This is a genomic window from Metabacillus rhizolycopersici (assembly GCF_020075705.1).
This window is the reverse complement of sequence record NZ_JAIQUM010000038.1, coordinates 1-23,334: the sequence shown is the minus strand read 5'-3', so window position 1 is coordinate 23,334 and position 23,334 is coordinate 1. Positions and strand designations below refer to the sequence as shown.

At 34.6% G+C, this 23,334-nt stretch carries 28 protein-coding genes; 12 read left to right on the top strand and 16 right to left on the bottom strand.

What is annotated here, in order from left to right; all coding sequences use genetic code 11:
• Window positions 1–517: 517 nt before the first annotated feature.
• Complete coding sequence (locus tag K9V48_RS16115; RefSeq protein ID WP_224140055.1) at window positions 518–718, top strand: alpha/beta-type small acid-soluble spore protein; 201 nt, start codon at window positions 518–520, stop codon at window positions 716–718.
• Window positions 719–789: 71 nt separating this feature from the next.
• Here K9V48_RS16115 and K9V48_RS16110 read toward each other — a convergent pair whose 3' ends face one another.
• The 3 genes from K9V48_RS16110 to K9V48_RS16100 all read right to left on the bottom strand — a co-directional run bounded on the left by K9V48_RS16110 (window position 790) and on the right by K9V48_RS16100 (window position 4,335).
• On the bottom strand, window positions 790–2,118 hold the full coding sequence (locus K9V48_RS16110; RefSeq protein WP_224140054.1) for an anti-sigma factor domain-containing protein: 1,329 nt from the start codon (window positions 2,116–2,118) through the stop codon (window positions 790–792).
• On the bottom strand, window positions 2,115–2,861 hold the full coding sequence (gene sigI, locus K9V48_RS16105; protein WP_224140053.1) for an RNA polymerase sigma factor SigI: 747 nt from the start codon (window positions 2,859–2,861) through the stop codon (window positions 2,115–2,117). The genes K9V48_RS16110 and sigI overlap by 4 nt, the downstream gene beginning before the upstream one ends.
• A 673-nt stretch (window positions 2,862–3,534) precedes the next feature.
• Window positions 3,535–4,335 carry a TerC family protein gene (locus K9V48_RS16100; RefSeq protein WP_224140052.1) on the bottom strand — a complete coding sequence of 267 codons (801 nt, stop codon included), beginning with the start codon at window positions 4,333–4,335 and terminating at the stop codon, window positions 3,535–3,537.
• 444 nt (window positions 4,336–4,779) lie between these two features.
• Between K9V48_RS16100 and K9V48_RS16095 the strand changes: the two genes are divergently transcribed.
• On the top strand, window positions 4,780–5,559 hold the full coding sequence (locus K9V48_RS16095; RefSeq protein ID WP_224140051.1) for an undecaprenyl-diphosphate phosphatase: 780 nt from the start codon (window positions 4,780–4,782) through the stop codon (window positions 5,557–5,559).
• 443 nt (window positions 5,560–6,002) lie between these two features.
• On the opposite strand, the gene K9V48_RS16090 is transcribed toward K9V48_RS16095, so the two are convergent.
• Window positions 6,003–6,323, bottom strand: coding sequence for a hypothetical protein (locus K9V48_RS16090; RefSeq protein ID WP_224140050.1), 321 nt, complete (start codon window positions 6,321–6,323; stop codon window positions 6,003–6,005).
• A gap of 236 nt (window positions 6,324–6,559) precedes the next feature.
• On the opposite strand from K9V48_RS16090, the gene K9V48_RS16085 reads away from it, so the two are divergent.
• Window positions 6,560–6,673 (top strand): YjcZ family sporulation protein, encoded by a 114-nt coding sequence (locus K9V48_RS16085; protein WP_224140049.1) that lies wholly within the window; start codon window positions 6,560–6,562, stop codon window positions 6,671–6,673.
• Between the two features lie 202 nt (window positions 6,674–6,875).
• On the opposite strand, the gene K9V48_RS16080 is transcribed toward K9V48_RS16085, so the two are convergent.
• Window positions 6,876–7,334, bottom strand: a complete 459-nt coding sequence (locus tag K9V48_RS16080) for a MarR family winged helix-turn-helix transcriptional regulator (protein WP_224140048.1) — start codon at window positions 7,332–7,334, stop codon at window positions 6,876–6,878.
• Window positions 7,335–7,514: 180 nt separating this feature from the next.
• Here K9V48_RS16080 and K9V48_RS16075 point away from each other — a divergent pair, with 180 nt between their 5' ends.
• Window positions 7,515–8,279 carry a nucleotidyltransferase domain-containing protein gene (locus K9V48_RS16075; protein WP_224140047.1) on the top strand — a complete coding sequence of 255 codons (765 nt, stop codon included), beginning with the start codon at window positions 7,515–7,517 and terminating at the stop codon, window positions 8,277–8,279.
• A 158-nt stretch (window positions 8,280–8,437) separates the two neighbouring features.
• On the opposite strand, the gene K9V48_RS16070 is transcribed toward K9V48_RS16075, so the two are convergent.
• Entirely contained in the window at window positions 8,438–8,623 is a 186-nt protein-coding gene (locus K9V48_RS16070) for a stress protein (protein WP_224140046.1), read from the bottom strand.
• A gap of 746 nt (window positions 8,624–9,369) precedes the next feature.
• On the opposite strand from K9V48_RS16070, the gene K9V48_RS16065 reads away from it, so the two are divergent.
• The gene (locus K9V48_RS16065; protein WP_224140045.1) at window positions 9,370–9,708 is read left to right on the top strand and encodes a MerR family transcriptional regulator; all 339 of its coding nucleotides are present in this window, start codon (window positions 9,370–9,372) and stop codon (window positions 9,706–9,708) included.
• Between the two features lie 801 nt (window positions 9,709–10,509).
• A complete protein-coding gene (locus tag K9V48_RS16060) occupies window positions 10,510–10,743 on the top strand; it encodes a YczF family membrane protein (protein ID WP_224140044.1) in 234 nt (77 codons plus the stop codon).
• 188 nt (window positions 10,744–10,931) lie between these two features.
• Here K9V48_RS16060 and K9V48_RS16055 read toward each other — a convergent pair whose 3' ends face one another.
• The 9 genes from K9V48_RS16055 to K9V48_RS16020 form a co-directional block, all read right to left on the bottom strand.
• Window positions 10,932–11,255: a GerAB/ArcD/ProY family transporter gene (locus K9V48_RS16055; RefSeq protein ID WP_224140043.1), complete on the bottom strand. Its 324-nt coding sequence runs from the start codon at window positions 11,253–11,255 to the stop codon at window positions 10,932–10,934.
• A 16-nt stretch (window positions 11,256–11,271) separates the two neighbouring features.
• Complete coding sequence (locus tag K9V48_RS16050) at window positions 11,272–11,514, bottom strand: GerAB/ArcD/ProY family transporter (protein WP_224140082.1); 243 nt, start codon at window positions 11,512–11,514, stop codon at window positions 11,272–11,274.
• A gap of 49 nt (window positions 11,515–11,563) precedes the next feature.
• Window positions 11,564–11,719, bottom strand: a complete 156-nt coding sequence (locus K9V48_RS16045) for a GerAB/ArcD/ProY family transporter (RefSeq protein WP_224140042.1) — start codon at window positions 11,717–11,719, stop codon at window positions 11,564–11,566.
• Window positions 11,720–11,749: 30 nt separating this feature from the next.
• Window positions 11,750–12,706 carry a GerAB/ArcD/ProY family transporter gene (locus K9V48_RS16040; RefSeq protein WP_263432856.1) on the bottom strand — a complete coding sequence of 319 codons (957 nt, stop codon included), beginning with the start codon at window positions 12,704–12,706 and terminating at the stop codon, window positions 11,750–11,752.
• A 20-nt stretch (window positions 12,707–12,726) separates the two neighbouring features.
• On the bottom strand, window positions 12,727–12,852 hold the full coding sequence (locus tag K9V48_RS29105; RefSeq protein ID WP_263432855.1) for a hypothetical protein: 126 nt from the start codon (window positions 12,850–12,852) through the stop codon (window positions 12,727–12,729).
• A 38-nt stretch (window positions 12,853–12,890) separates the two neighbouring features.
• On the bottom strand, window positions 12,891–14,096 hold the full coding sequence (locus K9V48_RS16035) for a Ger(x)C family spore germination protein (RefSeq protein WP_224140041.1): 1,206 nt from the start codon (window positions 14,094–14,096) through the stop codon (window positions 12,891–12,893).
• The gene (locus K9V48_RS16030) at window positions 14,086–15,732 is read right to left on the bottom strand and encodes a spore germination protein (protein WP_224140040.1); all 1,647 of its coding nucleotides are present in this window, start codon (window positions 15,730–15,732) and stop codon (window positions 14,086–14,088) included. The genes K9V48_RS16035 and K9V48_RS16030 overlap by 11 nt, the downstream gene beginning before the upstream one ends.
• A gap of 298 nt (window positions 15,733–16,030) precedes the next feature.
• A complete protein-coding gene (locus K9V48_RS16025; RefSeq protein WP_224140039.1) occupies window positions 16,031–16,450 on the bottom strand; it encodes a YmaF family protein in 420 nt (139 codons plus the stop codon).
• 139 nt (window positions 16,451–16,589) lie between these two features.
• Window positions 16,590–17,510, bottom strand: a complete 921-nt coding sequence (locus K9V48_RS16020; RefSeq protein WP_224140038.1) for a TetR/AcrR family transcriptional regulator — start codon at window positions 17,508–17,510, stop codon at window positions 16,590–16,592.
• A gap of 169 nt (window positions 17,511–17,679) precedes the next feature.
• Between K9V48_RS16020 and K9V48_RS16015 the strand changes: the two genes are divergently transcribed.
• The 4 genes from K9V48_RS16015 (at window position 17,680) to K9V48_RS16000 (ending at window position 20,507) form a co-directional block, all read left to right on the top strand.
• Window positions 17,680–19,161, top strand: coding sequence for a DHA2 family efflux MFS transporter permease subunit (locus K9V48_RS16015; protein ID WP_224140037.1), 1,482 nt, complete (start codon window positions 17,680–17,682; stop codon window positions 19,159–19,161).
• A 391-nt stretch (window positions 19,162–19,552) separates the two neighbouring features.
• On the top strand, window positions 19,553–20,002 hold the full coding sequence (locus K9V48_RS16010) for a hypothetical protein (RefSeq protein ID WP_224140036.1): 450 nt from the start codon (window positions 19,553–19,555) through the stop codon (window positions 20,000–20,002).
• On the top strand, window positions 19,990–20,280 hold the full coding sequence (locus tag K9V48_RS16005) for a YxcD family protein (protein ID WP_224140035.1): 291 nt from the start codon (window positions 19,990–19,992) through the stop codon (window positions 20,278–20,280). Before K9V48_RS16010 ends, K9V48_RS16005 begins: the two co-directional genes overlap by 13 nt.
• A 59-nt stretch (window positions 20,281–20,339) precedes the next feature.
• Window positions 20,340–20,507, top strand: coding sequence for a hypothetical protein (locus K9V48_RS16000; RefSeq protein WP_224140034.1), 168 nt, complete (start codon window positions 20,340–20,342; stop codon window positions 20,505–20,507).
• Between the two features lie 210 nt (window positions 20,508–20,717).
• On the opposite strand, the gene K9V48_RS15995 is transcribed toward K9V48_RS16000, so the two are convergent.
• The gene (locus K9V48_RS15995) at window positions 20,718–21,764 is read right to left on the bottom strand and encodes a M42 family metallopeptidase (RefSeq protein WP_224140033.1); all 1,047 of its coding nucleotides are present in this window, start codon (window positions 21,762–21,764) and stop codon (window positions 20,718–20,720) included.
• 225 nt (window positions 21,765–21,989) lie between these two features.
• Between K9V48_RS15995 and K9V48_RS15990 the strand changes: the two genes are divergently transcribed.
• Together K9V48_RS15990 and K9V48_RS15985 are read left to right on the top strand one after the other, a co-directional pair.
• Complete coding sequence (locus tag K9V48_RS15990; protein ID WP_224140032.1) at window positions 21,990–22,211, top strand: hypothetical protein; 222 nt, start codon at window positions 21,990–21,992, stop codon at window positions 22,209–22,211.
• 300 nt (window positions 22,212–22,511) lie between these two features.
• On the top strand, window positions 22,512–23,334 hold an 823-nt coding region (locus K9V48_RS15985), incomplete at its 3' end, for an MFS transporter (protein ID WP_224140031.1).

Here is a 23,334-nt window from a genome sequence, read left to right as displayed (position 1 = left end):
CACATTTAATCTCATTTGAACTTGTATTGTAATAAATAAATTATAAGTACTATTTTTGCGAATTTGCAAGGAGAGAGTACTTATTATAGATAGAGCGAGACTTATCAGTTCATTACAGTTATCCCGTACCGATCTCCCATGCTTTTCTTAAATCTTGAGGTATGGGAGATCGGTTAATATGAGATAAAATTAACTTTCAATTTACAACGAAAAAACCTTTAATTTGTCTACTTTCCAATAGAAGCATATGACGTAGGTTTCATAATATGTCGGTCATTCTATTCATTTAAGGTATACCAAACAGAGGTGTCATATTGTCAATCCAATTAACACGCACTCAGATGACGAAATTATTATTCCCCTTATTCTAAACATTACCAGTATAGAAAATCCTTTTGAATGAAATCTTATGTGTAAGGCTGACCAATTCATTTAAGACATGAGGCAAGCTTTTCACGATTTTATGACTTACGTCTTTGCTGTCAGTTTTTTCAAATTCATTTTAAGGGGTGTCTACATGGTTAGAAGTAGTAATAAGTTACTTGTACCAGGGATTGAACAAGCTCTGGATCAAATTAAATATGAAATCGCGGCGGAATTTGGTGTTAACTTAGGATCAGATACTGTAGCTCGGTCAAACGGATCTGTTGGCGGAGAAATTACAAAACGATTAGTCGCTCAAGCACAATCGCAATTAAACGGACAGAAAACTGAATAGAATGGCAAAAAGGCTGATCGCTTGATCAGCCTTTTCAAAATTTTATTCTAATGATTTTCCCTTATAGAAAATCAATCATCATCTTCGTCTTCTCGGTTATCTCGCTTGTTTCGATCATCTCGGTCATTCCATTTGTCTCGATTATCCCAATCTTCTCGATCATCTCGGTCATTCCGTTTGTCTCGATTATCCCAATCTTCTCGATCATCTCGAGCATTCCGTTTGTCTCGATTATCCCAATCATCTCGGTCACTCGGTTTGTTTCGATTGTCTCGATCATCCCAATCGTCTCGGTCATCTTTATTGTTTCTATAGTCTTTGCTGTTTTTTTCCTCTTTCTTCTTTTCCTTTTCTTCTTTTATATATTGATTTTGTTGATTTTGTTGATTTTGTTGATTTTGTTGATTTTGTTGATTTTGTTGATTTTGTTGATTTTGTTGATTTTGTTGTTTTTGCTTATTTTCTTCCTGATTTTTTTCATTGTTATTATTTTTTGAGTTCTCTTGTAACTTGTTCGTTGCTTCTTGAAGCTTTTCTTTTGTGTCAGAATTTATTGTTTCCTTAACAGGTTGACTATTATCATTTGCAGAATTAGGAGAGGAAGAACTATTATTTGCTTTGTTTGTTGTAGAGTTATCTTCAGATTGATTTTCCTTTTCAACAGGCTTTATTTCATCTTCTTTCGAATCATCAGTAGCTTTTGCTTTCTCTTGAAGCCTTAAGTACTTACCTGTAGATACTCCTAGTTTTTGAGCCTTTTCTCTTGTTTCTGTATCAGATTCAATCGTGTTAACGAGCATTTCCTCATTTTCATATGAGGTACGAATCTCATCAATATTTTCTTCTAGCTCTGTTTGTACGTTTTTATCTTTTTCGTTAATTACTGTTGTAATCACAATTTCCTTACCTGGATAAACGTAGCCCTCTGATTTAGAAGCAGCAACAATCGCAGTAACGATTTCATCAAACTGTTTATTTTCCCATTCAGGAAGCATTTCTAAAAGCTTTTCTGCTTCTTCATTCAAAGGCTCAAGAGAAATGACTTTTAATTGATCATCTATCCCAATTTCGAAGCTAGGATTAATATCGATAGACATATAGGCGTACACTTTATCACTGTTAAAAAAAGGTAGGAAAGATATCATAAAAACCATGATTGCAAGTACAGATAAAACACCTACTCTAGCTTTGCGAAGTTTGAAATAATCAGAAATGCTTCTGTTCTTTGCTCTAGTTGTTCTTGTTGCTGCGTCTTCACGTTCATCCATTAAAGGAAAAAAAGAAATTTCTTCCCCTAATTCATAATTACCCTCTTTATTATTAGCTTTTAAAAATTGCCCATCTGGGGTAAGTAGTGTTACAAAGTCATCATTATATTCTACGACGACCCCTATTTTCATGAGTGTAGCACCCCTTTTATATAATCTTTTAAATAGACGAAATCCCCGGACAGAATGATGGCCATTGCAATAATATATTTTCTATTTCTCTCAATTGTCTTACGACTTACTGCAACTTTTGCTTCAAGCTGTTTTACAGGAAGCTGCTTCTTATTGAAAAGGAACTCCCTTAATTCGTCATCTTCAACCAATTTTGTTGCGACTCTTATCGCATTTTGTCTCGCATCATAATGTTTTGGAGATTGTTCAACAATTTCAGCAAATGTTAATTTGAAATCTTGTAAACAATGTTGAAAAAAAGTAATCTCCTCTTTGCGATGTTCTTGTTCAATCATTTTCGTATATTCATCAATCGATAAATCCGACTCAATTTTACTTTGAGAGAATTCTCCTTCTTCATGCTCCTGAAGTTCGAAATTTATTGTATAAGGTTGACGTGCTTCCTTGCGAATATAGTCAATTACTTTTCGCTTAATAACTAATTCAGCAAAAGCAAATAATGAACTTCCCTTATCAGTTGAATATTTTTCGATTGCATCATTAAATGCAATTAGACCAATACTAAATTCATCATCATTTTCAGTTATATATCGTTTACAAACAGATGATACTGTTTTCGCAACGAACGGTTTATATTGTTCAATTAATTGGTTTTGTAATTCTTTATCACCTTTTTGAATTAAGAGAACCGTTTCTTCTAGCGTTCGTTTTTTCTTATCTCCTTTAAACAAAAGGCTAAGCACCTGTGTTCACCTCTGTTTCCCCTATATTACTTCGTCTATCATAGCTAAATTAAATAGGGTTCGCAAAGGAAGAATTATGAAACTATCTTTCCTGTTTTCAACAAAACTAAGACAAATATTACAAAATTACAGACTATATACCTACTTTAAATTAAAGTCGATTTACATATTCAAGTAAATAAATGAAATAGTGTTTTGACAATTAAAACAATGATTTAACAAGGTAGGAATTTTTATACAGTTCCCTTCACAGCACTAAATCCTTATCCTCGCTTTAAAAATCATAACTACACATACTCCCCCCTTTTTTATCTTTTTAAGTATTTTATCTTCATTCACTACATTGTTACGAACCTTCTATCCATATTAGGGGTGTTGAATGAATAATTTTATCAAATACCAAAACATAGGTATATAGACCTTAAATATGTTACACATTTGAAATGGAATTAACTGATTTTTTGATTAGTTTACATGAATATCCAACAATCTTGAAACGAGATGATTTAGTAACACTTCTAAGCCTTCTTAACCATCATCCTAAACAAGAACAAAAGAACTGGAACTGGATGTCATGCACTAACTAATTCACAGCACAAAGATTTATGTTTTCTTATCGACAAAAAGACGTTTGGAAATTGATTACCAAACGTCTTCTAATCAATCCGCTAAATTAGCGGTATTCTACTTTTTTCATTGATTGCTGATTTTCATCTGAATCTTCATCATCGTTTTTATTCTTTGAGAAGAACCAACCCCCAACGGCAATTCCAGCAAGAACAATCCAGAAAATAGCTTTCCACGTTGCCGATTCAATAAAGTGTTTTGACACGATGTCAATTTGTGGGTGTGATAACGTGTATAGCGCAAGTTTTACACCTACCCAGCCAACAATGAGAAAAGCAGCTGTTTCAAGATTTGGTCTTTTCTTAAGGAGTTTAACAAAATAAGTAGCCGCAAATCGCATAATCACAACCCCGATTAGCCCACCAGCCAAGATGACAAGAAATTGTCCGCCATCTAATCCACCGATTGCAGGAAGATTAGTTGCTGGTAACGTAACGGCTAACGCAACTGCAGCCAAGATTGAATCCACAGCAAATGCAATGTCTGCAAGTTCTACTTTCAAAACAGTCCCCCAGAAACCAGATTGCTTTTTCACCTTTTTCTCATGTTCATTCTTTTTAAGCACATGCTTCTTAATGATATGATTAATCGAAATGTATAGTAAGTAAATAGCACCGATTGCCTGTACCTGCCATACATTAACTAAGAATGAAATTAAAAATAATGAACCTAATCGTAAGATCAACGCACCCGCTAACCCATAAAATAAAGCTTTTTTCCTCTGCTCTTCTGGTAAATGTTTGACCATAACTGCCATAACAAGGGCATTGTCAGCTGCTAAAATTCCTTCAAGAGCGACAAGAATAAGTAAAACCCAACCATACTCTAACAATAAAGATACATCCATTTTTTCTCCCCCTATAGCTCTTTTTTCTCCTTAAACCTTAAGTAGCTATAGGACAACACAAAAAGACCTTTGCCACCTAAGGCAAAGGTCTTGCTGAACATGTGTAATAGAACCGAACATGCTAACAAAGCCGGAGGATAAAATCCACGAAATGACGACCTTGTTTTCAGGGATTTCCCCTGAACGCTACTCCCCTTTGAAGAAGAATATTAACTTACTACTATCATAAGTGTAGTCTAAGTTATCTGTCAATAGATTTTTACCACTTTTTGAATTATTTAACTCCATTTGCATCGGTGGACTTTTTCCTGCACAATAATCTAAATCCATAATCCCTTCGATAATTATTCATCAATTTCACTCTCAAGTTCTACCATCCTATGTAGGACACATATTCATAGATATAGACAACCATAGCTATATCTATAAGGGAGGAATGAATAAATGGATTGGCTCCAGGCTTTAATACTAGGGATCATACAAGGATTAACGGAGTTTATTCCAATAAGTAGTACTGGACATCTTTATCTTGGGAGAAAACTTTTCGGATTAGAAGAAGCAGGCCTCTTTTTAGATACAATGCTTCATATCGGTACTCTTATTGCATTACTCGTTTTTTACAAAGACATTATTATAAATTTAGTCAAAAAACCGCTTAGTCGAATGACAGCTTTACTAGTAGTCGGAACGATTCCGGCAGTATTCGCTGGTGTATTATTTAGTGATTTTTTTGATGAAATCTCAAAAACAGGTATGACAATTGGTTGGGAATTTCTTGTTACTGGACTATTTTTATGGTTTGCAGATTCAATAAAGAATGGTGCAAAAAAGATAGACGACCTCTCCCTTTTTGATTCATTCTTTATTGGGAGCTTTCAAGCTTTCGCTATTTTCCCTGCAATTTCTAGATCAGGTATGACAATCGTCGGTGCACTAATTCGAAAAATGGATAAAGAAGCTGCTGCCTATTTTTCATTTTTACTTTCAATTCCAGCCATTTGTGGTGGAGTTATTTTTCAGTTGAAAGATGTATTAACAGGTGATGTGCCACAACTAAGTCTTTTTTCTATGCTAGTTGCAACGTTAGCGTCAGCGTTTTTTGGCTATCTTGCCGTTAGATTCATGATTTCATTTGTAAAACGACAGTCCCTAAAAATCTTCGCAGTTTATGTGTGGGTTCTTGGTGGTGTTATTATTGTCCTGCAACAACTAAAACTTTTTTAATGAAGATCATATTCCTTTAACCTTTTATCGTTTTGGAATCAACCCTATTTTGTAACTACGGTTTACTGCACATCTTCACTCAACAACAATACATATCCTGATTGCTGGAAAAACTCGACATAAGTCAATTGACAACCTCTCCAAAAAAAGCTTGATAACTGGATTCATTGATCATCTTTTAGGTCGTGTAAGAACTATAAATACTAATGAAAGAATATTTTTTCTTCACCACAAGATAAAGGCTGCAGACATTCATAAAAAGTCTAACCTCAAAATTATATGAGTTTAGACTTTTTATGAAGAATTTGAGTCAATATTTCATGTTCATTCGCTTGACCTCTTTACTGTTTCTAAAATGAAAATTAACCTATATAACTTCTTCATTTACATTAATTTTACATATTTTCGATTATTATCTAAATAATATTAAACAATTTTGCATTTTATCGTCGTTCAAATTCATCTTCGTCTTCATCTCTTTCATGGTGTGAGAAGGTATCTTCTTCATGGTGAGATGATCTAAACCCAAATGGATTTCTTCTTTCTGTGACGATTAAACGGAATAAAGCAACGATTAATGCAAGTCGGATTAATAATCGTACGATTCGCCCTCTAATTCTTGTACGTAAAATAATTACATCGCTACCAACAGATAAAAGTGTACCTGTATATGTCCCTTCAGATGTGATTACTTCAACTTCTTCACCTATTAGTTTATGCGCATTACTAAGAAAATCAGTTTTGACGTTTTTTTTCTTTTCCATTTTCCCCTCTCCTTTCTTTCCCATAGTATTCCGTCCATCTTGTAAAGGAACGTATGAGATCGTTTAAAGAAAGCGGAATTTTGATGGATAAAAAGCAATCTAAAAAAGAAAACGAAATACATATAATCAGACATCATCCCATATTGTTAGGTAGATTTTCCATTTATTTCAAAAACTCTTCCGTATTCTCTATTTTTGAATAGTTTATCATGAGCATATTTGAAGGAGGTGTTAGAATGTCCGATGGATATGATCGTAGACATAGTTCAAGTTTTGCGTTAATTGTTGTATTGTTTATCCTACTTATCATTGTAGGTACTGCTTTCGTTGGCGGTTATGGTGGCTATTAATTAAACAGATATTTAGATAAAATAAGAGGATTTGAAAATCCCCATATACCTAGCTTAACTTCGCTAGGTATATGGGGATTTTTTTCACATTTTCACATGATGCAGAATCGATGGTTAACAGTCCTATCTACGATTGAATATCTTACCATCGTCGACATTTTAAAACTCTTTACACGATTAGTTGTCCATTTACCATTCATACCTATCTAAATAACAAATGCTGACTATGAACACCAGCCTTTTTTAACAGCGCTTTCAATTCCTGCTGTTCTTCGCTAGAAAGACCAGAAAATGCCCTAGCTATACGAATTGCATGGATCGGATAAATTTCATCCATATATTTCTGCCCCTTATCCGTTAACATAGCAAAAACAGAACGTTTATCTTTAGCATCTGGTTGTCGATAAATAAATTCGTTTTTCTCAAGCTTATCAATGACATATGTAACATTACCACTAACCAAAAGTAATCTTGATCCAATTTGTTGAAGTCTTTGTGGTCCTCTCGTAAAAAGCAATTCCAAAACGGCAAATTCAGTAGGATTAAACCCATGTTCTTTGCTATCTCGGATTGAATGTTCTGAAACGCTTTTAAACGCTCTTGCAAAAATTCGAAATAAGTCTAATGCACCCTTTAATTCTTCTTCTGTGTATGATTTCATCCCATCGCCCTCTTGTTTTCAAAATTAACCATAGATAAGCTTCACTATTTTCTAAAAATTCAATTTTTATGTATTTATTATTTTACTATGCTTTACATAAAATTTGAAGGGCTTTCACAGAATTATATTAAATAGTCAGAACCTGAAGCAATATGAAGTAGTTGAGTATGGAGGTTTTCAATGAATCTTACCATTATTAAAGCGTTAAAAAAGCTGGAAGAACGAGAAAATATTAAAATTCTCTTTGCATGTGAATCAGGGAGCCGTGCTTGGGGGACCCATTCAGACAAAAGTGATTACGATGTTCGTTTTATCTATATTCGTAAGATAAATTGGTACTTACAACTTTATGAAGGGTCAGAAACGATTGAAGAAACGCTGAATGCAAGGATTGAAATCATTGGATGGGACTTAAAAAAATCTCTAAAGCTTTTACAAAAATCAAACACTACCATTCTTGAATGGATTCATTCACCCATTGTCTATCTGTGTGATGAAGTATTCACAACAAAGCTTAAGGAATTTGCAGATTTAGCATTCTCTTCATCCTCAACAATTTATCATTATGTAAATATGGCTAAGAAAAATCTTCAATCTTTACGAAAGGAAGAGAAGGATTCTACTAAAAGATATCTAAATATTTTGCGACCAATAGTGAATTGTTTATGGATAGTAGAATATGGGAAGATGCCTATATCTAATATAACATCACTATTCCATCATTACTTAAATGATCCTGTTATGATAAATCAATTCGAGTTATTAATTCAAGCAAAAAAAGGAGGGTATCGATATTTCAAATCACAGCAACTGGATATTTATATTGAAGATATCATCCCTATAATTGAAGAAAAGGTAAAAAACGTCCAACACAAACACACATATCTAACAAATACGTTCAATCAATTTTTCATTGAAATAGTAACAAACGGAGAAGAATCTTAACCGACTTTTGAACAACCGAATGATTAGACAATGGATCTAGTTACCAAAACGAAATCTAAAACCTTAAAATGACTCCACTTTTTTATTTATCTTTACATCAAATAGCCAAAGAGCCCCGTCCTCTAAAAGATCGGAGCCTCAATTGTCATTTCTCATTACTATACTGACGCTGAACCTTTTCGTTTAACTTGTGGGTCATTACGGTAAAAGTAATTATATTCATTTTTAAGCTCGGAAAGGGTCATATTATTTAATACTTGTGTATTATACACACCAATCACCAGCAGTTTTTGGGAATAATAAGTTCTCTGTTCTTCAAGTGCAAATTGTATCCTCTTGCCCATGGCACTCAACTCCCTAAAAAATTTTTTCTATCTTTAACTTACCTTAGAATTGTTATCTGACGGTTAATAAAGTGTTAAGATTTATTTTCTAGTTGTAAAATTTATTTAAAGTGTCGTAAAAATGTAAAGAATAGTTTCAACAAATGAAAGGGTTGAAACTATGACGATTAAAGTATTAGCCAAAGAGGTTATTGATAACCGAACGAACGTTTCATCTAAATCACTATAAGCCAAACAACAACAATAATTTAAGGGAATTTTTGACGGAATCTCGATGAATACCTTGACAGTTTACAATTCAAAACAGATTAATTTGAAGACATTACTGCACTATTTCAACTAGCCTTCTGAGACAATCTTTCACTACAGCTTTCTAAACATCTTTTGAGTAATGATCAAGCTAGTGCTTTATACTATTAACCCTCACATTTATTGCAATACCTTCCCACTACAAACGTTCCCCATTATCATGAGAACATAAAACATGTAGCCCATTAATTTAATAGATTAAGATTAAGTTTAGTTGATAACAGGACCTTTTCGAGAGGCTCACCCCCAGTAAATCCGTAATATTTTAAAAATAATTCCTTTACCTTATTGTAATTTATTTAACAATTCGTTACATTTACAATGTGATATAATATAACATGTGATTTTTGTTGTTAGATTTTATTACAATTATAAGGAATTACATCACATGTCATGTTATAATTGTTTACAGAATGTTTCTTTTAAGGGGTGGGGGAATGGAACAGCAAGACCGCTCTTATAAGGATAAGAAGGTTATCACAATTGGCACAGTAAGTGAATTAACCGGACTAACCTTAAGACAAATTCGCTATTATGAGGAAAGGAAATTAATCGCACCTTATCGAAACGAACGAGGGACAAGAAAATACTCGTTCAATGATATCGAGATTTTAATGGATATCGCAGATAAAAGAGAGGACGGTGTTCAAACAACTGAAATTTTAAAAGAAATGAGATTAAAAGAAAAGAAGCGTGAAAGTGAAGCAGCAGTTAAGAAAAAGATGCTTCAAGGTCAACTGAATGCACAATTTAGATATGGTCGTGGAAAAATTTAGAATCGGAAAATACTGTAGTTTACCGTTAAATAAAGGAGACTAACTCAAAGGGTGGGTTTATTCATTTTCTACTAATTTTAGTATTACTTACATTAACTTCTACGGTCGGTTTATCCCCCCTATCCTTCCTTGTCTTCTCCAAGTATTGAATTAGGGGGTACCCTCATGTTAATCTGACTCATGCACAGCTCCTCATTCTTTTCCTAGTGCGTTTCTTCAAACAAAGCTTCTTGTACGACTAAACTAATATGATTCCTATTCTTTTTTAGATATTTTCCCCACAAAAATTTGTATTATTCACCACAATACCCTTTCAAATTTTTGTGGTTTTTCTTATTACAATATATAAAAATAACTCCAAATACTTTATAACAGGTGAAATTATCCAACAATAGAATTGCCAGTGCTTTTTCACCTTGTAAAGCAAAAGTTGTGGTTTCTCTTTACAATTCATTAAAAATTCTTGACTTCTCTGTTCCTCTAATCTTCATACTTCGAACTTCTTACTTTTTGAATCCTCAATCATAGATGACTATGTACACTAAATTAAATTCGTTTTTCAATTTATCTCGGCAATAATGAAAAATGAGCACTGGAATCACCTTAATTAACAAAAAATTACCAATAAAACATAAATGCTAGTGACCGAATGGAAGGATACCTATTCAAAAATCTCGGCAACTCTCTTGATTTTCCCTTTTTTCATTTTGTAGCACCTTTGTCCATAATGATTTTTTATTATTTTTTCCCCTTATGACAAATACTATCTTTACTTCATGAAAAATAAGGAGAAATCAACCTATGAAAGTCTTAGGCATCTTTGTATTCATTTTGATATTAAGCTCTGCACTTAGTGTGTTAATGGACGTACTTTTAGGCTTTAGCCTATCTCACTCAATTACCCATTTATTTAGCCCATTTTGGGTAATTGAAGCCGGAGAGTATGTGATGATAATATTTGTTTTTTTGCTAACAATTGGACAACAAATTATGATCATCAAAAAAAATAAAGCAAAAAAAAATGGATCTAGTTAGCTTTCTTCTTGAAGAGTTTTCGAATAATGGCAACAAATATCATGATTAAAGGAAGAATTAAAAGAAGAGGGACAGCTAGGTAGTCTCCGGCGGTACCTTCTTCCGTTTGTTCCGCAAAATTAGAGGAAATCATCATTGAAAAAAAATGAGCGCCATCCCAGTTGGTAAAAGAATACTTTGATAATTTTTCAACTTAAATAAATCGCGACTTTGAAAAACACCGTAATTAACAAAGGAAAAACTACAATCGCATCAAGTCGTTGAATGAACTCCAACAGATTTACCATTCCAATGGTTGTTAATAAAGGAAACGTAGATCTCTCCACTGCTTCGACACCAAGAACAGCGATATTTAAAGCCGTTGTATAGCTTAAAGCAATCCCGCTTGATATTAAAGCTGACAACCAATCTTTTTTTACAGATTCAGATCGATTTAAATAAGGAAGAATCATAGTGAAGTCGGCCTTTCCAGTCGTTATTTCTTTTCCTTTCGGAGAGGCACTCGTCTTCACTATGATTCTTCTTTTTTTATCGACCAGAATTAACGAAAAAAGTTTGGCTGTCGGCCTTAATTACAAGCGGACTGCTTTTAAGCGCTATACAGCAAGTTTGAAAATTGTCGTTCTTAGTATTGAGAGCCAACAATGGTGTTTTCGGCATAGTCGATGAAAGTAACAAGTCACCGTAGCTACGCAAAGTCCGAGCAGCAATATAAATTAAGGAAATGACGTATAACACCCCAATCATCCACCCTAAATATTTGCCGAGTATTTCCTCGCATAAGCGGTAAATGGCAGGTTCGGATATTGACGGGAGTAAATTAAAAATAAAACGATTCCCTCACACATTCTAATAGAATCACTAGCCAATCGTCTTTTTTCGCATCCATTCCATGACTTATAACAAGCGCACTTCCAAGCTCAAACAATAACATCAGAGCGAAAAATTGAATGACACTAATTTTGGCTTTTTCCATCGTCCAACATTCCCCTTCGTTACTTGGATTCTAGCTCGCTTGCTTGTTAATATGATTACGAATTAAAGAAACAACTAGCATAAGTAAAGGTACGATGACAAAAAAAGGAATATAAAGAGTGTAGGGTACGATATTAAATCCTTCTTCAACGTGCTCGGCAAAATTTGAAGCAATCATCATAGATAAAATGGTGAGAATAACTCCAATAGGAAAAATAATTTGTTGATGATTTTTCACCTTAAAAAGATCAGCGATTCCAATCACTGCACAATATAAAAAGATAGATATCTTGAAAAACATTGTAATTAAAAAAGTATAAACGACAAGGACGTCCAGTCTTTGGATAAAATCCAAAAGGTTGACTTTGGCAATCGTTGATAACAAAGGAAACGTAGATCTCTCCACTTGATCAACACCAAGAACGGCGATATTTAAACTTAAGGTATAACTTAAAATCAGTCCACTTGCAATTAAGGCTGTTAACCAAACTCTTTTCACTAGTTTAGATTGATTTAAATATGGAAGTAGCATCGTAAAGGCTATTAATTCACCGAAAGGAAAAAAAGTCGTTAGCTTAAAAGCTGTCATTATTATTGGTTCCCATCCATGTTCAAGAAGAGGTTGCAAATTTTGGAAATCGATATTCCCTGAAAAATAAATAAAAAGATTTCCTATTAAACCAAAAAAGACTAGACTAACAATCAATACTTCAGCTGTCCTTGCTAATACTTCTATCCCTAAATAAAGCACATAACAAATCGCAAGAACCATTAAGATATTTATCGCTAATACCGGTGTTTCGTTCATGGTAGATGAAAGTAACAAATCACCGAAGTCACGTACATTTCTGGATGCACCATATAGAAATAAAACGACATATAACAAACCAACAACCCACCCAACATATTTACCGAATATTTTCCTTGTATATCCGGTTAACATAAGGGTAGGATATTGGCGATATAATAAATAGTAAATTGAAAACAAGACAATTCCACCGCACATCCCTAAAAGAATAGCAAGCCAAGCATCTTTTTTGCACTAATACCTAGACTTACAACAAGCGCACTACCAAGTTCAAATATAAACATCAGGGCAAATAATTGAATGGCACTCAATTTAGCTTTATCCATCGACTATAAGCCCCCTTTTCTGACATTAGACTTTCCCCTTATTTTATATATGATTTTGTTCGCAAGCCTGATCGTCGGATGAACGCTTTAATATTTACGTTTACCTCAGTCTCGGGAAATATTTCATCACTCCATTTTCCCTCGATCTTCTTCCATAATTTTGGGTCCTTACGGTTAATAGTTTCGCCAAAACGAAAAATATCAGCTTTTTGTTCTTTAGCGGCTTCTATAGCAAGCATGACTTCCTCTTTTATTTCCTTTTCCAACTGTTTTTCAAGTTTTTCAATCGTTTTATGTTTACTAAGATCTACCGGACAATGGACCTCTGAGATGTGACCTTCTGTTCGAATTGTGAGATGAATAACTGGCTTTTTGTTTTTTATTTCCGATTTTATTTTTGCATTGGAGCGCATAATGTCAACCGCCAACCCCTTTTTATCCTTTTCACAATCTAGATTGACAATGGTTTCAGTCAACTCATTATTAATCCAGGTAGCACCTCGAGCAGTATCTTCCTCTAACCATTCTTTAAGTTTACCCTTCTTAAAAATAGCAAGTCCTTTTATTTCTACATCTGCCTCTGGAGTGATTCGTTGAATGTTTGTTAAATTATTACCTTCTTCCGGGTTTCCATTAATCACAACTCCTGTTATATTGGCCTGCTCTCCGTTTAATTGTTGAATAACTTGATCAGCACGGGTGCTTGCATACTCTCCCCAAACCTTCTTGCTGGATTCCAAGCCACCAACAATTTTGGTTGAAGGAATGCTCTCTAAAGGGGTTGTGATTTGAAGTAAAGTCTTTGCAGTATGATCTCTTACAATTAAAATGGGAAAAAGCGTCCGAAATTGGGAATCACGTTCAATCAAATCAAATAAATCTTGAATTCCTTCATTTCTTGCCATCTTCTCCCCAATGACCATTAATTGAACATGAGGAAAAAAAAGATCCTGAGGCGCCATTGGTGCAATTTTCCGAATTGCCTCCGAAATGGTGCTTCCTGTAGCACTATATGTTGTAACAGGAGACATCCCTGCTTGCCCCGTTTGCGTAGCACCGGATATTTGCCCCTCATTTACAATTTGAACCGTCACCTGGTATCTGTTTTCTACATCATCATTACCTTCATCTATTCCGATAGCGCTTACGATATCGAGATCTTGCAACTCCGCGCGATCCCAACAGCCCGACAACAATACGATCGATAAAATCATTAATAACATGATGAATGGTCTATGTTTCATTTGAATCCCTCTTTGATACGTTGTCCTGTGTTTGATTTTCTCTTGGCGACGGTCCACGTGTTTGACTATTCCCTACCCTCTTTGTTTTCTTTTGGCTAATTAACCGAGGACGTGTTGACAAATATGGTTTTGGCACCCGTATAAAAGTATCTTTCCAATCAGAGATAATGAGTGGGGCAAAAGGAGCCAAATACGGAATACCAAACGTTCGTACGCTACATGTGTGTGCCACTAAAACAATAACTCCAAGTCCAATTCCATAAAGACCGAAAGAAGCCGCAAGCAACATCATTACGAATCGAAGTAAACGTACTGCATCCGTCATCGCAATATGTGGGATGGTAAAACTGGCGATTGCCGTTCCTGCCACGACAATTACCATTGCACTCGAAATAATACCTGCCTCAACAGCTGCCTGTCCCAATACAAGTGCACCAACAATGGAAACGGCCTGACCAATTGGACGAGGCATACGAACACCAGCTTCCCTCAGCACTTCAAATGTCAGTTCCATTAACAAAGCCTCTATAAATACTGGAAAAGGTATTGCTTGCCTTTGTGCAGCCAGGCTAACCAATAAAGAGGTTGGAATCAATTCTGGATGAAACGATAGAAATGCAATAAAAAGAGACGGACCCAAAAGGGTAATGATGAATGAAACTAATCTTAGTAATCTCAAAAAACTTGCTATACTCCAACGTAAGTAGTAATCTTCTGACGTTTGCAAAAATTGCATCCATGTCGCAGGTAAAATTAAAGGATTTGGTGTTCCTTCAATAAATATTACGACACGCCCTTCTAATAATTCACCTGTCACAACATCTGGCCGCTCTGTTGCGAGCATAGTTGGCCAAGGTGTCCAAATATCATCACTTATCCATTCTTCAATTGTATTAGAACCAATAATCTCATCTACTTCAATTTTCCCTAAACGCTCTTTTACTTCAGTAAGAAGCTTGTCATTAACAAGTCCTTTTACATACATAATTGCCACATCTGTTTGAGTGATCTTCCCTAGTGTTTTCGTTTCAACCCATAGATTCGGACTTTTAATTTTACGACGAACCATAGCTGTATTCGTAACAAGAGATTCAACGAAGCTCTCTTTTGGGCCCCGGACAGCTGGTTCTGTCGTAGGTTCTGTAACGGATCTTAACTCTCCACCTTGTGCAGAACAGGCAATGGCTTGATTCTGGCCATCAATCAGAAGAATTGTTTCACCGGATAAAAGGGTACCTAACAGCTTGTTAAATTCTGTTACTACCTCTGCTGTTCCAACTGTTAAGATATTTTCTTTAATGTATGTAAATAATTGACTAGGTGAGTAGGGATCAACTTTTTCAGAATCGTCCACATTTCCCATTAGTCTTTCTATGATATTACCGCCAATGATCTCCTTATCTGCTAACCCATTAATAAAAATAATCGCAACGTTATGCAAGGAAGGTTTCCCCATTTTAAACTCACGTACACCTAAATCACTACTGTTGCCAAAGGCTTCTCTAATATTTTTAAGATTTTCATCTAAATGGTTACTGATATCGTAACTGTTAGTTTTGTCCCCAAGATCTTCATACATTAATGTTTGCTTTCCTTTTTTCAGTTTTTTTACTAACCGATTCCACGAATTGTTCATTTTTCAACACTCCATGTTTTGGATGCTATAAATTGAAGCATTCACGATTTCCTCTATTATCATGCCTTTTTTCCAATTTTTAATACATTAAACAATTCCATCTAGATTATAGAGAATCTTCCATCATTTATTCTTCAAATTGGCTTTTATCCGGTCTATGAAAGTTTTCACTTTCAGAATGCAAAAAAAAAAAAAACAGAGTGAATTGCTCTGTTAGTTCGGCCACGGATATAGGTCTTATAAATAGATACGGGTACTCCAAAAAAGAACCCAATAGCAATAATTTTTGCTTATCTCCCTAAATGCTTTTATTTGTATAAAGTATACTACTGAAGAAAGGATCGGTTCCTACAGTTTCATATGTTCTCCCTATAAAAAAATGCTCGTGCTTTGGACGATTCTGTTCTCCATATAAAATGCCGCCAAATTCCACCTCAAGTGGTTCATTATAATTATAATACGTCCGGTTCTCAAACTCATGATAGTGTCCACCATCTGATAACGGTATCGCTGGACCTGTTTTTCCGTAATAGCGATGATAATGTTTATTATCAAAGGAAGTAATCCCGCGAAATAGATGAAAATGTCGGTCAAAGCTATTTCCGTTTACAGACTTGGTAAAACCTTTAAGATTGTGAAAATGATCCTTGCTAACGGTTGTTTCTGTAGAATAAAAATGGGCATGATGTGGTCTGATTGCACCGATAATTAAACTCATAACATCCCCTCCTAGCTTCTACTCCTTCTTATGTAAGAGTAAAAGAATCGGGAAGTTGTCCACATGCAGAAATAAAAAAAGGCCCTAAGGACCAAAATTCACAATCATTCAGCTAAAATATCATTTATCTTAATTCCTTTTAATCCAATGTATTTTCCAACTGTTGTAAATAATCTTCTGCCATTTTTTCAAAGTTGATAATTTCCTGAATGATTTCGTGGTGACTTGTTGCCTTAAAGGAAGCAAATGTGCTTTGAATCAAAAATTTACGTGGTTTTCTTGTTTGTAACAACTCATCTTCAATAAATTCCAGATATTCATAGTACATCGTTTGTTCATGTTCTTCGTTGATTTTTTTGTTAATGATATTTTTTAATACTAAAGCAGCATGTAGCAACTCACTTTTCAAATCATGCTCATTTTCATCTCTAGCAGGTAGCCATGTATTTAAGCATTCAGGTGGAAAAATTTGCTCTCCTGATTTTGATACAGTTTCAACAATCGTAATAATTCGATTCACGCAGTACTGGATGATTTCAGATACATTCACTCTATCCGATGCATTTTCTTCCATAAAATTACTTCTTATCATGCTATGAAGGATACCTGAAAAAATAATAGTGGTATCGAGCAAATAAGGTTTATTATCCTGACCAAAAATGTCAATAAAACGAAGATAGACCCAGTGTATGTTGTTTAAACGGAAACGTTGGATATATTGTTTTAATTCCGCATCATTGGATACAAATACCTCTTCAAATAAACTAAACAATTTATTTTGTTTATTAAATCTCATTTCTAACTCAAGCTGTTTGATAAATATGCTTATATCTGATGGATTTTGCCCAATTAGTAATTCGTTGCGTTCTTTCCTTAACTTGTCATGAATCATTTTAAAAACAGCTAGTAAAAGTTCACTTTTAGAAGAAAAATAATTATAAAATGTACCTTTAGAAATGCCACTGTATTCCAAAATATCCTGGATTGAGGTCAATTGATAGCCTTTTTCGATAAAAAGTTCGTGTGCATGTTTGATTACATGCTGCTTACGTTTATTCATAATCATCACCTTATATATATTGTACAAATAGTCTAAAAATATACTAACTTATTTACTACATTATTACAAACCTTATTCTCTTTATGCTTTTTTATTGCAAAAGTTGTACTTTGGGTTTAATATAATCAAGGTATAAAAATTGAACGGGAAGTTTATGGAGGAGAAATAAATGGAAACATCAATAAATCGTCCGCCTTATGGAATATTGGCGGTATTAATGGCAGGAGCCTTTGTTGCGATTTTAAATTCAACCTTTTTAACTATTGCATTACCCTCAATCATGGTAGATCTTGAAGTTACCCCAACTACTGTTCAGTGGCTCACGACGGGCTATATGTTAGTCAACGGAATCGTCATCCCTACTACTGCATTTTTCATTCAAAAATATTCAGTTCGCCAGCTGTTTTTAACGGCAATTTCTTTGTTTACAATTGGAACGATTATTGGAGGCGTCGCTCATATTTTTCCAATCTTACTTGTAGCTCGCATGATTCAGGCTATTGGATCAGCGATTATGATGCCTTTGCTAATGAATGTACTATTAACAAGCTTTCCTGTTGAAAAGCGCGGTAGAGCCATGGGGATATTCGGATTAGTCATGACTTTTGCTCCAGCAATTGGTCCGACTTTATCGGGATGGATCGTCGAACATTTTGACTGGAGAATGCTATTTCATATTGTCACACCAATCGCTCTTACTGTTTTAGTACTTAGTTTCTTTCTGTTAAAAGATAAAAAAGAAAAATCAACCATTGCAATTGATGCATTATCGGTGTTGTTATCAAGTATTGGTTTTGGCGGACTATTGTATGGCTTTAGTATCGCTGGAGAGCAAGGTTGGGGAAGTCTGCAGGTGTACGGTACCATCTTGCTCGGAGTAATTTGTCTCGTTTTATTTATTTTACGTCAACTTAAACTTGAAATACCGATGCTTGAATTCAGGATTTTTAAATATCCTTTATTTACGTTATCTGCTGTGATATCGATCGCGCTTAACATCGCCTTGTTTTCCGGAATGATTTTAATGCCAATTTATGTTCAAACCATTCGCGGTTTCTCACCATTAGATTCAGGAATTCTTTTACTCCCTGGTGCGATTATTATGGCGATTATGTCTCCCGTTACTGGCCGGTTATTCGATAAATATGGTGCACGATCCCTCGGGATTATCGGCTTTGCTCTGACAGCTTTTACAACGTATTTGTTTAGCAACTTAACAATGGATACGTCATACACTGAGCTACTTATCATCTACGCGATTCGATCGTTAGGAATTTCAATGGTTATGATGCCGATTATGACGAATGGCTTGAACCAATTACCAGCAAAATACAATCCGCATGGAACGGCATTGAACAATACATTGTCACAGGTTTCTGGAGCGATTGGATCTGCTCTGCTCATTACCGTGATGTCCACAAGAACAGCAACATATGCAAAAGAAATGGCAGCAACAGAAATGGGCAAACTAACCGAACAGCCTAGTACAGCTCTGTTAACAGAATTGCAAAATAAAGCGATGATCGAAGGTATAAACGATGCATTCCTCGTTTCAGTCGGAATCATTTGCATTGCCCTCATCCTTACTTTCTTTGCAAAGCGTGCAACACCTGCAGAGGATTTTAACAAACCTCAAACAAAAGCATCTTAAAATAACGATAATTCTCTCAGGATGATTTATTTAAATGACATCAAGTATTACATCGAAAATAGCATAATAGTAACACTCACCAAAACGCTTGAGGAAAATATTCCCTCAAGCGTTTTAAGCTTTTTGCCAATACTTTTAAAAAAACATACCTGTGTCATCTACGATAATTAGATTGCAATAAAATCGAAGACCTTCTATAATTAGTAGAGTTTTAGAAATCTCAAGCCTCTTGTTATTGGCTCTACCACTTTTGTGCTCTATAACCTATTTTTTATAATAAAATTTTTTATATTTACGAAACCTTTTTCATTTTAATCCGTATTACTAATGTCATTGATGGAGATTGAGCCATCTCTAATTGATGATGCATATTATAAGGAGGTAACACACAATGTTCAAAAAACTATTTTCTGCAATGCTTGTACTTACACTAATCTCCACACCTGTTGGTGGCTTTATGCTCGGTGATCAGGTATCAACGGTTAGTGCAAAAGGATATAAATCAGGTAAAAAATCCTTTAATTCAAATACCAATTCAAACACTAATAGCCCTTCCTTAATTAAAAAAGATGATACACAACAAAAATCATCAACAACGACAAAAAATAACACAAATGCCAAGCCAAGTATGGGCGGTGGCTTGATGAAGGGCCTATTATTAGGTGGACTAGCTGGATTATTATTTGGTGGTTTGCTTAGTAACCTAGGAATGTTAGGCTCTATACTTGGATTATTTGTCAATGTTCTTGCTATTTTCGCTATTATTTTTATCATTCGTAAACTATTTACTTATTTCAAGAAGAAGCGTAAAAATGAGGAAGATACATTATGGGGAAAATAAAAGTTTCCGAGCAAGACATTATTAACGCCCTTTGTTTACACATCGCACATAAACGTCAAATCACACCTCAGGAAGTTGAAATTGAATTAATGTATGATGATGATTATGGATTTTCCGCTGAGGCATATGTCAATGACCGTAAGCAAGTATTAATCACTGCAAATATTATTGAAGCTTTACGTTATTGGCTTGAAACCGAGATGAGTATCGATCCCTTTTCAGCAGCACTTGAATTGGTCCTTGATGATGATGAAGGAATTATCGCATACGTAGAATAAACGAGAGGCTTTTGCCCTCGTTTTTTTATATGAAAATAGTTATCAGAAAGGAGCACAAGATGCGATCACCTAAGGTACTCTTAATTGGATCGATTCTTACGGATATTGTCCTTATTATCTATCTACTTACATTAACTGATGAAATTGGTTATGGTATGATAGTATTATTATCAATTCTCCTTCTTGGAGGTACGTTACTGACTTATAAGTTAATGAATCGAGTTTGAATACAAAAGGCCAACTAAGAAAAGCGCAAGCGCCTTGTTCAGCCTTGGGCAAATAAGCCACTCAGGAATAGAAGGTGTTCTTTGCCTTCAATTCCTGAGTGGCTTATGACCTAAGAGGGGCTAGGCGCTGGAGCTGGACACGAAAACTTAGTCAAAAATTTATACGCTTATCTTAAAAAATGAGCTAGCCTTTTTATTATTGTATTGTTTTTAATAAGTCATTTCCGATTGAACATAATAATACAGCAAGCTTGCTGTATGCTCTAATGACGAGCTATGTGTTCTTTCAAATGCATGTGAAGCGTCAATTCCAGGGCCTATTAAACCGTGAACAATATCATGACCCGCACGAATGGCAGCTGACGCGTCAGATCCATAATATGGATATATATCCACTTTATAGTCAATATTATTTTGCCTGGCAATCTCTACTAATTTTTTCCTTAACCCATAATGATAAGGACCACTTGAATCTTTTGCACAGATTGAAACGGTGAATTCGTCTGTTGATTGACCATCTCCAATTGCTCCCATATCCACAGCTAAATACTCAACTGTTTGAGAAGGAATATTTGAGTTACCTCCATAACCAATTTCTTCATTATTGGAAATAAGGAAATGTGTCGTATATGGTAGTGCCATTTTTTCATTTGAAATTCTTTTAATAAGCTGCAGCAAGATCGCAACACTCGCTTTATCATCTAAATGACGAGATTTTATAAATCCACTTGGAGTTATTTCAACGCGCGGATTGAATGAAATAAAATCCCCCACCTCAATTCCAAGTTGTCGTACATCCTCTGCATTATGTACCTTTTCATCAATTCTTACTTCGATATTTTGTTGATTACGCTCCAGTTTCCTCGCTTCTTTATACACATGAACTGATGTTTGATGCATAAGAATCGTACCAGTGTAGGTCTTCCCGCTTATTGTCTCAATTTGACAATACTCACCTTCAATTGAGTTAAAAGTAAAACCACCAATTAAATCAATCGTTAATCTTCCACTTGATTTTATCTCTTTTACGATTGCTCCTAACGTATCAACATGTGCTGTTAGCATTCTATGGTGTTCATTATCAACTCCTGGAATCGTAACAAGTAAGCCACCCTTATGATTTCGTTTCATTTCAACTTGAACATCTCTTAAATACTTTTCCACAAAAGTAATTACTTGATTTGTATTACCTGATGGACTTGGTATTTCCACAAGTTCTTTAATTAGCTGGATTGTTTCACTTACTTTTGTTGTCATCGATGTACTCCTCTCTTGATAAACCATTCGCTACCGTTATTGTAGCAAATAATGAATCCAACTACGAATATCCTCCTCTTTGAAATTGTGCTGTAATGGTGAATTTATCCCTCACCACAAGGAACAAATAAAGATATTAACATTTATGGATATTTCATCCAAAAAAGGGGATCTTATTTATGAATCTGTGAAAGATCATTTATTTTCTTCAAGGAGGTTAATAGGATGAAATTATCTAACAATATGGAATTTGTCATGAAAGGAAGCTTTATCCCTAATATCAGCAACTCGGACAAATTAAAAATTATCGAAATTACAGAAGGAGGTAGTGTTGTTATCCAAATGAATAATTCAAAGCGCAGAGGTGTCTTTCCGTTAGACAGTTTTCAATATTGGATTAAAAGAAATTCGTTAGTCCAAATAGAGAATGAGAAAAAAACATCTTGAATTGGGAAAATCACTATAACGAGTAATCTAAAAGGCTTCTTATTTTTCAAGTAGAATAGGCTCTATGCTTTCACTTACAACTAGCATATGGAGTCTATTTTTATGTTTGTATTTATTTTCAGAATTTTTTAAAAAATAGATTGCATTTTAAAGCGCTTACATTTATTATTTACTTAGGAAGTTGATTAGTTTAACGAACTAAATAATTAGTTTCTATTAATCTTAAAAGGGGGACAGAAAAGACTGATTCGTATTTGATAAGGGTAATAAATAAAAACGTACTAAAAAGGGGGAAATATTATGTTAAGTACTACTGAGCCTAAATATAACTCAGCGAAGTTATGGCAAGTTGGTTTTTTCACATTAAATAACACATCAACAAATCTTCATATGTTTATTTTAGGCTTCGTCACTTATTATGCGACAGGAATAGCTGGGCTCGCAGTAATGTTAATAAGTACAATTTTAATGGCGACTCGCATATTTGACGGACTGATTGATCCAACGATCGGGTATATTATTGATAAAACTGAGTCTAAATTTGGTAAATTCAGACCGTTGATTATTTTAGGTAATATCATTTCAGCAGGTACGATCATAATTGTTTACAGTATTACCCATTTATTACCAGAATCATTTCAATTAGTTTTCTTTGTTGCCATGTTAATCATAAACAAAATTGGTTATTCACTTCAAACGAGTGTGACAAAAGCAGCGCAAAGTGCTTTGACAAATAATCCAAAGCAACGACCGCTTTATGCAATTTTTGATGGAATTTATAATGTAGGTGTGTTTACAGGTGGTCAAATTTTCATTTCATCTTATCTGATGGCAAAACACGGTGAATTTAATATGGGTTTATTTACTGAATTAAATAGCTTTGGACTTATTCTTTCTGGAGTATTTGCAATTCTAGCTGTCATTGGTATTTCAGCGAAAGATCGAAAAGAATTTTATGGGTTGGCAGAGGAAACGACTGAAACAAAATTACGAGATTATTGGCCAGTAATCAAAGGAAATAGACCATTGCAAATGCTTTCGCTTTCAGCATCTATGGACAAGCTAGCGACTAGTCTGCTTCGCCAACCAGTCGTAGTGGTTATGTTGTTTGGGATTTTGCTAG